General features: G+C 51.5%; 13 protein-coding genes. 6 read left to right on the top strand and 7 right to left on the bottom strand.

From position 1 onward, the window contains the following. Nucleotides 1-21: 21 nt before the first annotated feature. Nucleotides 22-1,572: a spore germination protein gene (locus tag HFP08_RS03300; protein WP_168119087.1), complete on the bottom strand. Its 1,551-nt coding sequence runs from the start codon at nucleotides 1,570-1,572 to the stop codon at nucleotides 22-24. Between the two features lie 312 nt (nucleotides 1,573-1,884). Between HFP08_RS03300 and HFP08_RS03295 the strand changes: the two genes are divergently transcribed. Then, nucleotides 1,885-2,289 (top strand): MarR family winged helix-turn-helix transcriptional regulator, encoded by a 405-nt coding sequence (locus HFP08_RS03295; protein ID WP_168119086.1) that lies wholly within the window; start codon nucleotides 1,885-1,887, stop codon nucleotides 2,287-2,289. 59 nt (nucleotides 2,290-2,348) lie between these two features. Here the strand turns inward: HFP08_RS03295 and HFP08_RS03290 are convergent, their stop codons facing one another. Genes HFP08_RS03290 through HFP08_RS03280 form a run of 3 tightly spaced genes read right to left on the bottom strand, consistent with a single transcriptional unit; the run spans nucleotide 2,349 to nucleotide 5,238 of the window. After that, nucleotides 2,349-3,608: a CapA family protein gene (locus HFP08_RS03290; protein ID WP_168119085.1), complete on the bottom strand. Its 1,260-nt coding sequence runs from the start codon at nucleotides 3,606-3,608 to the stop codon at nucleotides 2,349-2,351. 41 nt (nucleotides 3,609-3,649) lie between these two features. Beyond that, the gene (locus tag HFP08_RS03285) at nucleotides 3,650-4,372 is read right to left on the bottom strand and encodes an RluA family pseudouridine synthase (RefSeq protein ID WP_168119084.1); all 723 of its coding nucleotides are present in this window, start codon (nucleotides 4,370-4,372) and stop codon (nucleotides 3,650-3,652) included. Further along, a complete protein-coding gene (locus tag HFP08_RS03280) occupies nucleotides 4,372-5,238 on the bottom strand; it encodes a class I SAM-dependent methyltransferase (RefSeq protein ID WP_168119083.1) in 867 nt (288 codons plus the stop codon). Before HFP08_RS03280 ends, HFP08_RS03285 begins: the two co-directional genes overlap by 1 nt. Before the next feature lie 239 nt (nucleotides 5,239-5,477). On the opposite strand from HFP08_RS03280, the gene araA reads away from it, so the two are divergent. After that, a complete protein-coding gene (gene araA, locus HFP08_RS03275) occupies nucleotides 5,478-6,968 on the top strand; it encodes an L-arabinose isomerase (RefSeq protein ID WP_168119082.1) in 1,491 nt (496 codons plus the stop codon). Nucleotides 6,969-7,071: 103 nt separating this feature from the next. On the opposite strand, the gene HFP08_RS03270 is transcribed toward araA, so the two are convergent. Together HFP08_RS03270 and HFP08_RS03265 are read right to left on the bottom strand one after the other, a co-directional pair. Then, on the bottom strand, nucleotides 7,072-7,524 hold the full coding sequence (locus HFP08_RS03270; protein WP_168119081.1) for a hypothetical protein: 453 nt from the start codon (nucleotides 7,522-7,524) through the stop codon (nucleotides 7,072-7,074). 173 nt (nucleotides 7,525-7,697) lie between these two features. Next, nucleotides 7,698-8,951, bottom strand: a complete 1,254-nt coding sequence (locus HFP08_RS03265; protein WP_168119080.1) for a serine hydrolase domain-containing protein — start codon at nucleotides 8,949-8,951, stop codon at nucleotides 7,698-7,700. Nucleotides 8,952-9,119: 168 nt separating this feature from the next. Between HFP08_RS03265 and add the strand changes: the two genes are divergently transcribed. Continuing rightward, nucleotides 9,120-10,178 (top strand): adenosine deaminase, encoded by a 1,059-nt coding sequence (add, locus tag HFP08_RS03260; protein WP_168119079.1) that lies wholly within the window; start codon nucleotides 9,120-9,122, stop codon nucleotides 10,176-10,178. Here add and HFP08_RS03255 read toward each other — a convergent pair. Then, entirely contained in the window at nucleotides 10,159-11,808 is a 1,650-nt protein-coding gene (locus tag HFP08_RS03255; RefSeq protein ID WP_168119078.1) for a PucR family transcriptional regulator, read from the bottom strand. The two genes, add and HFP08_RS03255, sit on opposite strands and share 20 nt — an antisense overlap. A 213-nt stretch (nucleotides 11,809-12,021) precedes the next feature. Between HFP08_RS03255 and HFP08_RS03250 the strand changes: the two genes are divergently transcribed. Genes HFP08_RS03250 through uraH form a run of 3 tightly spaced genes read left to right on the top strand, consistent with a single transcriptional unit; the run spans nucleotide 12,022 to nucleotide 13,534 of the window. Further along, a complete protein-coding gene (locus HFP08_RS03250) occupies nucleotides 12,022-12,621 on the top strand; it encodes a PLP-dependent aminotransferase family protein (RefSeq protein ID WP_168119077.1) in 600 nt (199 codons plus the stop codon). A 23-nt stretch (nucleotides 12,622-12,644) separates the two neighbouring features. Next, nucleotides 12,645-13,163, top strand: a complete 519-nt coding sequence (gene uraD, locus HFP08_RS03245; protein WP_168119076.1) for a 2-oxo-4-hydroxy-4-carboxy-5-ureidoimidazoline decarboxylase — start codon at nucleotides 12,645-12,647, stop codon at nucleotides 13,161-13,163. A gap of 17 nt (nucleotides 13,164-13,180) precedes the next feature. Beyond that, entirely contained in the window at nucleotides 13,181-13,534 is a 354-nt protein-coding gene (uraH, locus tag HFP08_RS03240) for a hydroxyisourate hydrolase (RefSeq protein ID WP_168119075.1), read from the top strand. Nucleotides 13,535-13,545: the final 11 nt, after the last annotated feature.

Raw genomic sequence — 13,545 nt, 5'->3', positions numbered from 1 at the left:
TTTCTCGCGGCTGCGACCGGACTATTCCTGTTTGCTGCTGCGATTAATAACGTTTTGAGCATTTTTTTTCAATAAGCTTCGCAGCGGAGCGCGCAATATATTGTCCTTCATGCTGGGCAGGTTAAACGGCGCTAGCGGCGTCATATAAGGCACGCCAAATGATTCGATGCCCGCCAAATGAATCAGCATGGCAAGAAAGCCCGCCACGATGCCCATAAAGCCAAATACGCCTGCAAGCAGCATAAATACAAAGCGAATCAATCGGGCGGAAATCGCAACATTGAACTGAGGAATAACAAAGTTGCAAATCGCGGTAAAGGAAACCACCATTACCATGCCTGCGGATACGATGCCTGCGTCAACCGCCGCTTGTCCAAGAACGAGTGCGCCTACAATAGAGATGGCGGGTCCGATCGCGCGCGGCATTCGCACGCCAGCCTCCCGCAGCACCTCGAAGGTCAGCTCCATCAGCAAAGCCTCCACCAGCCCAGGGAAGGGAATGCCCTCTCGTTGCGCCGCAAGCGTAATCAGGAGGGTGGTGGGCAGCATTTCCTGGTGAAAGGTCGTGACGGCGATATAGAGAGAAGGAAGCATGATGGAAATGAAAAATGCAGTAAAACGGATCAGACGCAGAAAGGAGGCGATATCGAACCGGTTGTAATAATCCTCCGGCGTCTGGAATAACTGGAACAGTGTAATAGGCGCCAGCAGCACAAACGGTGTTCCGTCTACAAGAATCGCGATTTGTCCCTCCAGCAGTCCGCCCGCAATGGCATCCGGGCGTTCAGAGTTCATAATCGTAGGAAAGGGGCTGTAGACGTTATCTTGTATGAGTGCTTCAATATAACCGCTCTCCAGCACGCTTTCGACCTGAATGTCCGCGATGCGCTTTCTAACTTTTTCGATTGTTGACATCTCCGCAATGCCCTGCATGTACAGAATGGCTAACTGTGTGCGCGTCTGACGGCCAACCTCCATATTCTCGATTTTTAATTCAGGAGATTTAATGATTTGCCGAATGAGGTGGATGTTGGTGCTCAAATTTTCGTTAAAGCTTTGTTGAGGCCCTCTTAACACGGTTTGCGTTGTCGGCTCGCTAACCTGTCGCCCCTCCTTGATGCCGATGTTAATCAGCAAGCCGCTGGCGGCCTCTTGCATGAGCAGGAGACAATAGCCATCCAACAATTGAAGCATGCTGGCTTCGATGTCCTCGGTGATGTAAGCGGCGCCGACCTCGATAACACGCTCGTGAATAACATGAACAAGCTCGTCGCTGCGCGCTTCTGTTTGCAACAGGGTTGACATAAGCGGCCGCAGGATATATTCATTCAGCTTTGCCTCATCAACGAGCTCGCTAATATAAACGAGAGACATTGTAACATCTGGAGCAAGCGGACTGCCAAACGGCCTGATTTCAAGATCGGAGCATTGACGCAGATGCTCCCTCACGTAATCCAGATTGGTTTTCAGAGAATGGGCAAATGCCTTTTCGGGATGGCGGTTTTGACCGCCTGCGCGCACAACGCTTTTGTGTTGCTGCTTCTTGCCGGAGCCTGATTTGCCAAAAAACATGCCGCCGTCCTCCTTGATGATGAATGTATGCTGCCATTGCCCGGGCTTCGTCTGCTGAAAGTGCCATGTCCATAATTTGGCTAACTGGAGTCTTTATTATGTATGCGTCGCCGCATCATCTCTCAGGTCAAGTCGTTTCAGCGGCTGTTTCATCATGTTTGAGAATGCTACAGATGTCTTTTTCTGTCATATTCCTTAGTATTCTGGCGATTAATAGCGCAAACTATTAATTGCATTAACCTTTTATTCGACATTTTCAATTGGTATAATAGACATAGAAGATCGAATTCGGACAGAGAGCGGGTGGAGGCGTTGCATTCTGAGGATTTCACTAAAGTTTGGACAAAGCTTTCAAGAGATTGGAAGATGAATTTGGAGCAGTCGCTCGCTCCGCTTACGGAGGGACAATTGAACGTGCTGGAGCTGCTGCTTGATTCCGAGCAAATGAAGCCATCGGATCTTATCCAATATTTGTCGACAACTCCGGCAGCCATTACGACGATTCTGGACAGAATGGAACGCAATGAGCTGATTGCTCGAACCAGAGACGAGCATGACCGCAGAATTGTATGGATTTCGGTAACCGGCAAAGGGAAGACCGAGGCTGCCCGGGGTCGAACGATTCGAAACCAGATTATTGAACAATCGCTTGACCGGATATCCTCGCATAATCAGCAGCTTCTTGTGTATTTGCTGGGTAAGGTTGCCAATGCTTGAACCGAGAAGGAGCCTGTTCGCATCACTGCGGCCAGGCTCCTTCTATCATTTTGTCGCGATTATTGTTTCATTAACGCTTGCAAGCGATCCTCCAGCATGGTATAGTTCTGCTCCAACGCAGCATAATCGGCTTGACCCAGCAGCGGATCGCTCTGCTCTGCAAGCGTCTTCTCGACGGGGAGTATGCGGTATCGATAGTTCTTATCCGGTTTGTAGCGATGAACCCAGGTTGGAATCGCTTCAATATCGGCAAGCTCCGTCAGGCCTTCGGTTAAATTTTTGCGTATACGCACCTTGAAGATAACGCCGTAATCCTTGGAGTTGCCTCTTTGGTTCGACAGGAAGTTGCCCATTGAATAGATAATGAGCGCTTTTTTCGGTTCGCCCTTTTCGTCGACGGTATCTACAACCTCATACGGCTGGATAACGTGAGGATGAGAGCCGGCGATAATATCGGCGCCTGCGGCGACAAGCGATCTTGCCAGCCGCTTCTGCTCATCGCTGGGCATCGTTTGATATTCAATACCGAAATGCAAGGAGACGGTAACGAGATCTGCTCCTGCTTCTTTCAATCGTTCAATATCCGATTTGATTTTCTCTTCATCTATCAAATCGACCAAATATGGCTTATCCTCCCCAATAGGAATGCCGTTTGTGCCGTATGTGTAAGCGAGCAGGCCCATTTTGATGCCATTCTTCTCCGACAGGACGAGCTTGTCCCGATCCTCCGCGGATTGATGCGTGCCCACGGTCAGGAAGCCGAGTCCCCGCAAATTGTCCAGCGTGTTCAAAGCTCCTTGCGCACCTTTGTCCATCGTATGATTATTGGCAGTCGAGAGGATGTTGAAGCCGGCTCTCTTCACCGCTTCTGCAAGCTCAATCGGAGCATTGAAGGTCGGATATCCGGAATAGCCGAAGGATTGTCCGGCAATGGGCGTCTCCATATTCGCCATCTGCCAATCCGCATCCTCGAAGAGGGGAGCGATGTCCTCGAAAAAGGGGTCGAAATGATAGCTTTTCGACTCGGGATCGTAAGCGGCGGGCAATTCCGGAGAATGACTCATAATATCGCCGACGGCCATCCATACCGCATCCGCGAATTTCGGCTGCGGCGGCTCTGTTTCTACTGTCGGCGACGGCGTGGCTGAAGACGTTGGCCCGGTACTGGAGGTTTGCGCAGCCGAGGCTGAATGGCTGCCGCTATCCGCTCCGTCTTGAAACAGCCCTGTCAGCTTCGGCTGAACCAGTATATATATGCCTGTCGCCGCTATAATCGCAAGAATACAGAATAATGAAATCCATAATGATTTTCTGCGCATGAATCAGCTCTCTTTCTCCCGCGAGCCGGGCAAATATATCGTCATGACTCGAGCCCAAGCTCGAAATGAGAGCAGGCCGCATCCAACTGCTGCTGTGTCCATCCGCTCCAAGGCCCTGTTGGCTCCGGCAAGGAACGAACCCGGATCGCTTCCTTCGTCACGGGGTGGGGGATGATCAAGGAGGCGGACCACAGCGCGATGTCCGAGAAGCCCTCGAGCTTCGCCGCGCCATATTTCAAATCGCCCGCGAGAGGTGTGCCGATATGCGACATTTGCGCTCTGATCTGATGGGAGCGGCCGGTGTGAAGCTTCACTGCAGCCAGGCTGCGGAATGAATCCCTCGCTATAACCGAATAGGATAACACGGCTTCCTTCGCATCTGGAGCAGGCCGGTCAAAGACGGCGACTACATTGCGCTTCGCGTCCTTGCGAAGATAATGGACGAGCCTTCCGCCAGAAGCTCGCGGAATGCCCTGCAGCACGCATATATAGGTTTTGTCAAAGCTGCGGCTGCGAATGGATTCAGACATGCGCGAGGCGGCTTTGGAGGTTTTCGCGAAGATCATCGCTCCGCCTACGGGTCGATCCAGACGATGAAGAAGGCCCAGGAACACATTGCCGGGCTTGTTGTGGCGCAGCTTCAAATCCTGCTTCAGCAGCGTGAGCATGTCCGGGTCGCGTGATTCGTCCTCTTGGGAAGGCACGCCCGGAGGTTTAATTACCGCAAGCACGTGATTATCCTCATATAATACGGGGATCGTCATCAGTTCGACTCCCAGCGGCCCAGTATGCCGCAAGGCAGATTCAGGCCGGATTTCGTAATCGGAAGGCCAATTTCCCCGCAATGAATGCTTCCGCCGAATTTTTGCCTCACCGCCATATGCAGCAAGTTATGAAGAACGGAAGGCGAGAGGCCGGTTGTGTAAGAATTGATAAGCAGGAACAGGGGTTGTTCGGATAGTATTGTCGTGCAGGTCTGCAAGAAGGGATAGAGATTCTCTTCAAGCTTCCAGGTTTCCCCATTCGGTCCGCGTCCGTAGGAAGGCGGGTCCATAATAATAGCGTCGTACGTTCTGCCGCGACGCTGCTCCCGCTGCACGAATTTGAACACATCATCCGTAATATAACGAACCGGCGCGGATTCAAGACCGGACAAGGCGGCGTTCTCCTTCGCCCACTGCACCATGCCTTTCGCGGCGTCCACATGACAGACCTCGGCGCCTGCAGCCGCGCATGCCACCGTCGCTCCGCCTGAATACGCAAACAGATTCAGTACGCGGACGGGGCGGTTCGCTGTGCGAATCTTGTCCATCATCCAGCTCCAGTTGACGGCTTGCTCCGGGAATAATCCGGTATGCTTGAAATTGGTAGGCTTGATATGGAAGGACAGTTCGCCGTAAGCGATGGTCCATCTCTCCGGCAGGGAAGTCTTCATCTCCCACTTGCCGCCGCCCGAAGCGCTTCGATGATAGTAGCCGTCCGGACTGAGCCACAAGCCCGACTCGTCCGCGATCGGCCATATGATTTGCGGATCGGGTCTGCGCAGAATATAGCTTCCCCAGCGCTCCAGTTTATCGCCGTCTCCCGTATCGATAACTTCATAATCTCTCCATTTATCTGATATAAACATTGCGAATTACCCTTCCTCGACTTCTAGAGTCCATCTTTATTGTCACATCCTCGATTATTATATCGAAGCAAGGAAGAGTAAGCAACGATAAGCGCTTTTTCAATTTGCTCTTGAATTAAAACGAAGGGAAGAGTATGATAATAGAGAATCAACTTGTATGTACAAGTTGATGTTAAATTGATATAATTTCGTCATTATTGTACGAACAACTTAACGACTCGATCGGGAGGAATGCAAACATGTTAGAAGCGAAGCCCTTTCAATTTTGGTTTGTGACAGGAAGTCAACATTTGTACGGTCCGGAAACCCTGGAGGAGGTTGCCGGCCATTCGGCAATTATTGTGAATTCCTTCAAGGATAGCGGGGAACTGCCTTATACATTGATCGATAAGGGCATTGTAACGACCCCCGATGAGATATACCGTCTCTGTCTGGAAGCGAAAGCGGACTCGAACTGCGCGGGCGTAATTACGTGGATGCACACCTTCTCGCCTGCCAAAATGTGGATTGGCGGCCTGCAGGAGCTGCGCAAGCCTTTACTTCATCTGCATACCCAATTCAACCGCGATATCCCTTGGGATTCGATTGATATGGATTTCATGAACACGAATCAATCCGCTCACGGCGATCGCGAGTTCGGACATATCTTCTCCAGAATCGGGCTCGACCGCAAAGTGGTGACCGGTCATTGGCAAAGCGCGGAGACGCGCGGCAGAATCGCCGCTTGGATGTACGCGGCGTCGGCATCGGCGCAAGGACGACAGCTGAAGGTTGCGAGATTCGGCGACAACATGCGTCAAGTAGCGGTCACGGAAGGCGATAAAGTTGAAGCGCAGATCAAATTCGGTTGGTCGATTAACGGCTACGGCATCGGGGATTTGGTCGCGAGGATGAACGATATAAGCGAGGCCGAGGTGAAAGCGCTTCTTGACGAATACTCAGAGCGCTACACAATCTCGGGAAGCACGCGGAATGATTCTCAAGCTTGGCAATCCATCAGCGAGCAAGCGCGCATCGAGCTTGGACTCAAGGCGTTTCTGACAGATGGCGGCTATTCCGCTTTCACGACGACGTTCGAGGATCTGCACGGCATGCCGCAGCTTCCAGGTCTTGCGGTTCAGCGCCTGATGGAGCAAGGATACGGCTTTGGCGGAGAGGGCGATTGGAAAACCTCGGCGCTTACCCGCATGATGAAGATGATGGCGGGCAACCGCGGCACCTCGTTCATGGAGGATTACACCTATCATCTCCAGCCCGGCAATGAGCTTGTGCTTGGCGCCCATATGCTCGAAATCTGTCCGACTATCGCAGCCGACCGTCCGAGCATCGAGGTGCATCCGCTCGGCATTGGAGGCAAAGCCGATCCGGCTCGTCTCGTATTCGACGGCCGCGAAGGGAGGGCGGTTAATGCGTCTCTCGTCGATCTGGGCCATCGCTTCAGACTCATCATCAGCGAAGTGAACGCTGTGAAGGCGGAGCATGAGATGCCGAAGCTTCCCGTTGCCAGAGTGTTGTGGCAGTCCGAGCCTTCGCTGCGCGAAGCGTCCGAAGCATGGATCTATGCCGGAGGCGCCCATCACACCGTCTTCTCCTACGAGGTTACGACGGAACAACTGCTCGATTGGGCGGAGCTTATCGGTATCGAGGCGGTTGTCATCGACAAGAATACTACGCTAAGAAGCTTCCGCAATGAGCTTAGATGGAATGATCTCAGCTATCGTATTCGTTAGAACGAACAATTTATGAAAGAATAGAAATACAAGAAACAGGCTGTTCTCCGGCGGGTATCGCCGCCGATGAACAGCCTGTTTCCATGCAGAGAGGTCTGAAAATTTAATAACAATAATATTTCTCCCAAATCTTGGCGGAATCGGTCTCGTTGTCGTTCCACCAGTCGCAATCATCGAAGAAGTCGTCGCACCAATCCGAATTGTCGAAGAAGTCGTCACACCAATCCGAGGCTCCGCCGAACCAGTCATCGCAGTTCAACCAGTCCCAGAAGCTGTTATTATTGTTGTTATTGTTGTTGGAATGATTGGAGTTATTGTTGTAGTTATTGTTGCCGTAGGACGAATTGTAATTGCTGCTTTGATTATGATTGTTGTTTGAGCCGGAGCCAACGTTGTAGCTGGACAATGTGCTGCTGATTTTCGAGAATAAGTCGCTCAGGAAGCTGTTTTTGCCGTCATTGCTTGAATGCGATTGGCTGGAAGCGAAGGCTGAAGCGGGAAATGCGAGCAACGTTAGAAGGAGGGTTATTCCCGCTACCTTTTTCACCAAGTTCATCGATAGGTTCACCCCTTTGCATTAAATTGGAGAAAACGGTGTTCTCTATTAAGAATATTAGCTTAATTGGCAGCGACTGTAAACAACTATTTTCATCTGTCGTTCCCTGGGGATGGGTGAAAATGAAGCAGTGTCCGCCAAGCGGCTTTGCTCCATGCAAAGAAGCAAGCCCGCTAAGCTTGCTTCTTGATCATGCCGAGAAATGTGAGCGTACCCTGGGGCTGTTCCTTGAAGGAGTAACGTTGGGGGAGCCGTTCATGATGAAAGGTCATCTCAGCAATCGGGAACATGCGATTCAACTCCCGGTCATTCCATAGGAAGAAGTAACCCTGGTCGTCTCTGCCGACCTCCGCTTTGCACCCGTAGCCTTCATATATGCCCAAGATACTGTCAGAAGTTTCATGGGGATAAGATATACGCGGCGGCAAATCGGGTATGTCGCAGTTGCCATTCAGCACGATTGACGCCAGCTGGTTCGCTATTGCTGTCACAGCGTTGTCGTTATAGTTGGAGAGAAGCACGATCGTCAAGCGCTCTTCGGGATAGGTGTGGAGCTCGCTTCGAAAGCCGCGATACGCGCCGCCGTGATATCGTCTCTTGCGGCCGAGATGCTTGTCTTGGAACCATCCGATCGCATAGGGACCGTCGATTCCGAACATGTCCGACAAAGTTTCTGGGCGAAGCAGCTTCCCTGCCTGCAGTGCTTGACTCCATGTCAGCAAATCCTCCAAGGTAGAGTACATGCCTCCTGCCGAGAAAACGGAGCTCATCTCGATAAATTCCGATGGAATGACGCCATCTCCCGAGTGATGGTAGGACGAGGCGAGTCCCGGTATAATCTTGGCGCCGTCATGAATGCCGGTATTCGTCAGACCTAGAGGATTCAGGATATGCTGAGCGACGAACGCCTCGAAGGATTGTCCCGTTACAGATTCAAGAATCATGCCGAGCAAATAATAGCCTGTATTATTGTATGCGAAAGTTTCGCCTGGAGCACTGACGAAGCCTTGCTCGAGAATGAACGAGAGCAGCTCCTCCTTGGCGACTGGCCACTTGTTGTAATGTTTGTTGTACTGCGGCAGGCTCGTGAAATTGGCAAGTCCCGATGTATGATGAAGCAACTGCTCGATTGTAATTCGCCGCAAGGCTTGAAAAGGCGGCAGATACCTGCTGATCTCATCTTCGAGTTGAAGCTTTCCGCGCTCGCGGAGCAGCATAATCGCCGCTGCGGTGAAGGATTTCGTGACTGACCAAATGCCGAATCTGGTTGACCTTGAAATCGGAATTTCATGCTCGAGGCTCCCATAGCCGAAGTGCTCCTCGAATAGAATCTTGCCTTCAATTGCAACAAGCGCCGACCCGTTAAAAGGCCATCGTTTGCGATAGTGTTCGAAATAATTGCAGAGCTGGTCTTGCAACGCAGACATGCTTCCCGCCTCCTTTGATAACTCATTCTATCATGGCAAGAAGAAGGAGAATAGGAGGATTGCTATGGGACTTTAAATATAGTAAGGTAGGAGCGAACGCTTCTCCTTTGTTTCATGTTTGACGAAAACGGGTAAGCAGGCAATAAACCATATAAAGGAGGAAGTCCGATGGCGACATTAACGGAAAGAATGAAGGCACTGCCGAAGATCGATCTGCATGTGCATCTGGATGGCAGCGTTAAGCCAGAACTGATTATGGAGCTTGCAGCAGAGCAAGGCAAGAAGCTGCCGACTTCGAACCCGGAAGAGCTTCTGCGCTTCATGCAGGCCGATGCGCATTGCGATTCATTGGCGCGCTACCTGGAAACCTTCCATTTCGTCGTGGGCTTCCTTCAAACGGCCGAAGCGCTGGAGAAAGCGGCGCTCCAACTCGTGGAGCAAGCCGCGGAGCAGAATATTATCTATATTGAAGTTCGTTACGCGCCTCAGCTCCATCGCGAGCAGGGACTGACGATTGACGAAGTACTCGAAGCCGTGCTGAAAGGTCTGAGGGAGGGAGAGAGGAAATACGACGTGACGGCCAGATGTATTGCCATTTGTTTGCGCGGACATTCGGAAGAGCAAAATCTTGAAGTCATTGAAGCCGCCTCCCGCTATCTCAATCGAGGCGTAGTTGCCGTCGATCTTGCAGGCTCCGAAGCGGATTATCCGCCGGAGCAGTTCGAGAAGGTGTTCGAGCTCGCGAAGCAGCTGCACCTGCCGATTACGATTCATGCCGGAGAGGCAGGCGGCGCCGGGAATGTCGGTACGGCCGTCAATCGGCTTGGGGCAGGCAGGATCGGTCACGGCGTTCGGGTGATGGAGAATCCGGACATGCTTGAATTGGTCAGAGCGCTGCAAATCCCCCTCGAATTATGTCCTGCGAGCAATATTCAGACGAAAGCGATCGAGAGCTGGGAACAATATCCCTTCCGCGAGCTGTTCGATCAAGGCGTCAAGGTAACTGTTAACACCGATAATTTGACGGTCTCCAATACGAATCTGACCAAGGAATTTGAAGCCTTGCAATCCCGCTTCCGCTTCACGGACGAGGAATTATGCCGAATTGTAAGAAACGCGATTGACGCCGTATTCCTCCAGGATGAAGAGAAGGCGGAGCTTCGCGCCCGCATGAATTTGATGCTTGAGAAATGGCAATGCGACGCGACTAACTTATCAGCTCCTTAATGAGAAGCGCCATTCGTATACGAAGACTGTCTGCGGGATTTCTAACCTGAGTGCCCGTTAATTGTTCAATTCGGTTCAGTCGATAGAGCACGGTATTGCGATGAATGTACAGTTGTTTTGCCGTCTCGCCGATATGGCAATGATTATCGTAAAATACCCGCAGTGTCTTATGCCATTCCTTCTGCTCATTCTCGTCAATGCCGCCCCACGGCTCGAAGGTGTCGCGCAAATATTCCTGAAGATCCTCATAAGGAATGAGTCGAAGCAGATCGGCAAATTCCTTCGTATGATAAAACTGAACGAATCTCTGCTTCTGATTGGCTCTGGCAAGCTGATAAGCCTCCAGCGCCTGCTTATAGGCAGCTGGAATGTCAAGAAGCTTGTTGAACGGCGAGCCGATGCCGAATGACAGCTGAATATCATCTTCGCTAGCCATGTTATCCGCAATGGCGATTAAATGCCGGGCAAGCAGTCGCTTTCCGTCAGCGGAGCCGAGCAATTCCTTCGAGGACAAGATGGCGATGCATTTGTCCTTCAAAGTAAAGAGCACATAAGGCGTGTCTAAAGCCGAGAATTGTTTGTTCAAGCGATGGTAGAGCTGGTCGATCTCACGGGCTCTCTGTTCGGCAACCGCTTGATTCAGCTTATGAGTATCGCCGCCTTCGTCCGAATCCCTTCCGCAAACGACGCACAGCATAATCTCTGACGGGAACAGACCGTATTGCTTGCCGCGATGAACAATTTCCTCTTCTGTCTTAATTTCTCCCTGCACCAGCTCCGAGAAGAAATCAATCTTGAATCGTCTCGCGCGATCCTTCACCGCTTGACTCTTGAGGAGCTCATAGCCCAGCACATTGGCAGCCTGCTCCATGGCCAGCGCATGCAATTTGTTCATCACGCCCTCATTCGTGAACGCGATTATATAGCCCTGCCATTGAAAGGTGGGAATTGCTTGTATCATCGCGTACATCGCACCGTCCGAAGGCGCCGCATGCTCGATTTGATATAGGCCGGCAGGCAGAGTCTGCTTCTGAGCGGAGAGCTGCGCAATCAGCTTATTCATGGCCCCCATTCGCGGCTTTATTATAGACGACAAACCGACAAGCTCATGCTTTGCGCTTAGAATCATAACCGGCGCCCCAATCAGCTCCGCAAGCTTCTCCACAATTTCCGATAATCCCTCTCCCTGCAGAATAAGATTGAAGAAGGCATGATGCGTATCCATGGCGTAGCTGAGTTCATCGGATTTACTCTGAAGAATGCGGCTAAGCGCGCTGTTCAGCACTTCTCCCAGCGAATAATCAAGCGGAAGCTCCAGAATGGGCAAGGCGAGTCGATTCGCTTGCTCAATGACCGAATCAGGAATTTCCTCGAGAAAGCGTTTGGTCTTGATTGCCAATCCCGCGCAGCCGGCATCGGCCATATGGGATACCAGCGTTTCGAGCGTGTCCAGTTGATCCTTCACGGCGTATGCCGTTGTCAGAAGAAGCTCGTTCCTTTTCAAATAATGAATAATATCGGGCGCATCCATCATGTTGACGGAGCTAACCGATCGATTTAAGCCTTCCGCGCCTGCGGCGATTCTTGCGTCCCGCAGCGTCGGAATGTCCAGCAAATCTTTCAAGAGCATAGGGATCGCCTCTTTTTATGTTAGTTTATATAACATAATACCGCAAAGCGAAGGATTGTGGAAGAGAGTCAGCATTCTTTTTTTGGTTAAAATGACTCAATCGACCTTTCATTTATAGCTATTTTATCCAATGACAAAAAATGCCGAACCTTTTATGATAGGGTTAGATCCCTATATGATGTTAGAATATATGACATATCTGGAGGGGAGCCTATGCACGATCCTCGTTTATCCTCCGACGCGAACGGAATGCGAAATGTCCCTGCCGCTTGTGTCAAACCTATGATTCAAGGGGATGGAAGGTGGCGCTGCAGTGTCGAAGAATGGACTGATCGCGCCGTGGAAGCCATGCTCGCAAAATTCATTCGGCCTACGGAATCCGTATTCATTCCGATCTTCGGTCCGAGAGCGCGATGCCTCGCGGATAGGATGGAGCGCTGCGGCGCCGACATGATGGTGCTGGAGAGCTCTCAAGAATGGCCGATCGCGCAAGAAGAAATCATAGATGAATTAAGAAAACGAAAGCCATCCATGGTTGTTCTAACGCAGGAGGAGCCGGCAATGACTCCGAAATTGCAAATACCGATGATTGGAAGCGTCTGTCAGGAGCTGGATATTATTCTCGCTTTGGATTGGAGCGACAGGCAGCCTCTTGACGTATTGCCGCTGGATGACTGGCTGCTCGATGTGATGATCTCGGAGCTGGATAGAGAAACAGGGAGCGGCCGCGGTCAAGTGCTGATGACTTACAATGATCGGGCAGCCGCAAGAATGCGCACTCGCCGAAGCAGTCAGACATGCATCGAAGAATAGACTTGAACGAGGGGGATTGCAGCATGAACGAGTACATGCTTGATACGAAGGATTGGAGCCGCGAGGATTTCATTCGCATTGTCGGCAGCATATTTGAATGTTCGCCTTGGATAGCGGAGGAGGCTTGGCGCAGCCGCCCTTTCTCATCGAAGGAGCAGATGTTCGAGACCATGATGAAGATTGTGAATTTGGCAGGCGAGGAGAAGCAGGTGAAATTGCTGAACGCCCATCCGGAGCTTGGCGCGAAGATTCGCATGACGCCTGAGTCCCTTGTTGAACAGCAAAGCGCCGGACTTGACAGGCTGGAGCGTGACGAGGCTTATATTTTCCAAAGGATGAATCTGGCTTATCGGGAACAATTCGGATTTCCGTTCATTATCGCCGTGCGAGGCTTGACTGCCGATATGATTGCGGATTCCATGCAGAAGCGAATGAAAAGTGACAGACAGACCGAATTGCACAATGCGCTGCAGGAGGTGTTCAAGATCGCTTCCTTCAGACTGGAGCATCTGGACTGGGAAGTCGGGACGGAAGCGACATAGGAACTGGAGGCATAAGGATGGGGAAAATCACCACTCATGTGCTGGACACCGTCTGCGGCAAGCCTGCGAGAGGCTTGGCCTTGGAATTGTATCGCATGCCGGAAGGCGGAGGAAGCGCAGTGCTGCTTGCCAGCAGGCTGACGAATGAGGACGGAAGATTGAATTGCCCGATGCTGGAGGGAGAAGCGATGCTTCCGGGCAATTACGAGCTTCGCTTCCGAGTCGGCGATTATTTCGAGAAGATGGGCGACTATAGCGAGTCGATATGGCATGTGATTCCAATCGGCTTCAAGGTGAGGGAAGTCAATGAGCATTATCATGTTCCGCTTCTCCTTGCGCCCGGGGGCTACAGCACGTATCGGGGAAGCTGACGCAGCGCGGT

Source organism: Paenibacillus sp. HB172176 (genome assembly GCF_011947265.1).
In the GTDB taxonomy this organism is placed as follows: Bacteria; Bacillota; Bacilli; order Paenibacillales; family Paenibacillaceae; genus Pristimantibacillus.
Note: the sequence above shows the minus strand (reverse complement) of the source record. Positions and strands in the feature narration are given on the sequence as shown.

Excerpts from the sequence above, each read along its gene's own strand:
- HFP08_RS03300 (WP_168119087.1), bottom strand. The coding sequence starts at position 1,572 with ATGTTTTTTGGCAAATCAGGCTCCGGCAAGAAGCAGCAACACAAAAGC.
- HFP08_RS03290 (WP_168119085.1), bottom strand. The coding sequence starts at position 3,608 with ATGCGCAGAAAATCATTATGGATTTCATTATTCTGTATTCTTGCGATT.
- HFP08_RS03285 (WP_168119084.1), bottom strand. The coding sequence starts at position 4,372 with ATGACGATCCCCGTATTATATGAGGATAATCACGTGCTTGCGGTAATT.
- HFP08_RS03280 (WP_168119083.1), bottom strand. The coding sequence starts at position 5,238 with ATGTTTATATCAGATAAATGGAGAGATTATGAAGTTATCGATACGGGA.
- araA (WP_168119082.1), top strand. The coding sequence starts at position 5,478 with ATGTTAGAAGCGAAGCCCTTTCAATTTTGGTTTGTGACAGGAAGTCAA.
- HFP08_RS03270 (WP_168119081.1), bottom strand. The coding sequence starts at position 7,524 with ATGAACTTGGTGAAAAAGGTAGCGGGAATAACCCTCCTTCTAACGTTG.
- HFP08_RS03265 (WP_168119080.1), bottom strand. The coding sequence starts at position 8,951 with ATGTCTGCGTTGCAAGACCAGCTCTGCAATTATTTCGAACACTATCGC.
- add (WP_168119079.1), top strand. The coding sequence starts at position 9,120 with ATGGCGACATTAACGGAAAGAATGAAGGCACTGCCGAAGATCGATCTG.
- HFP08_RS03255 (WP_168119078.1), bottom strand. The coding sequence starts at position 11,808 with ATGCTCTTGAAAGATTTGCTGGACATTCCGACGCTGCGGGACGCAAGA.
- HFP08_RS03250 (WP_168119077.1), top strand. The coding sequence starts at position 12,022 with ATGCACGATCCTCGTTTATCCTCCGACGCGAACGGAATGCGAAATGTC.
- uraD (WP_168119076.1), top strand. The coding sequence starts at position 12,645 with ATGAACGAGTACATGCTTGATACGAAGGATTGGAGCCGCGAGGATTTC.
- uraH (WP_168119075.1), top strand. The coding sequence starts at position 13,181 with ATGGGGAAAATCACCACTCATGTGCTGGACACCGTCTGCGGCAAGCCT.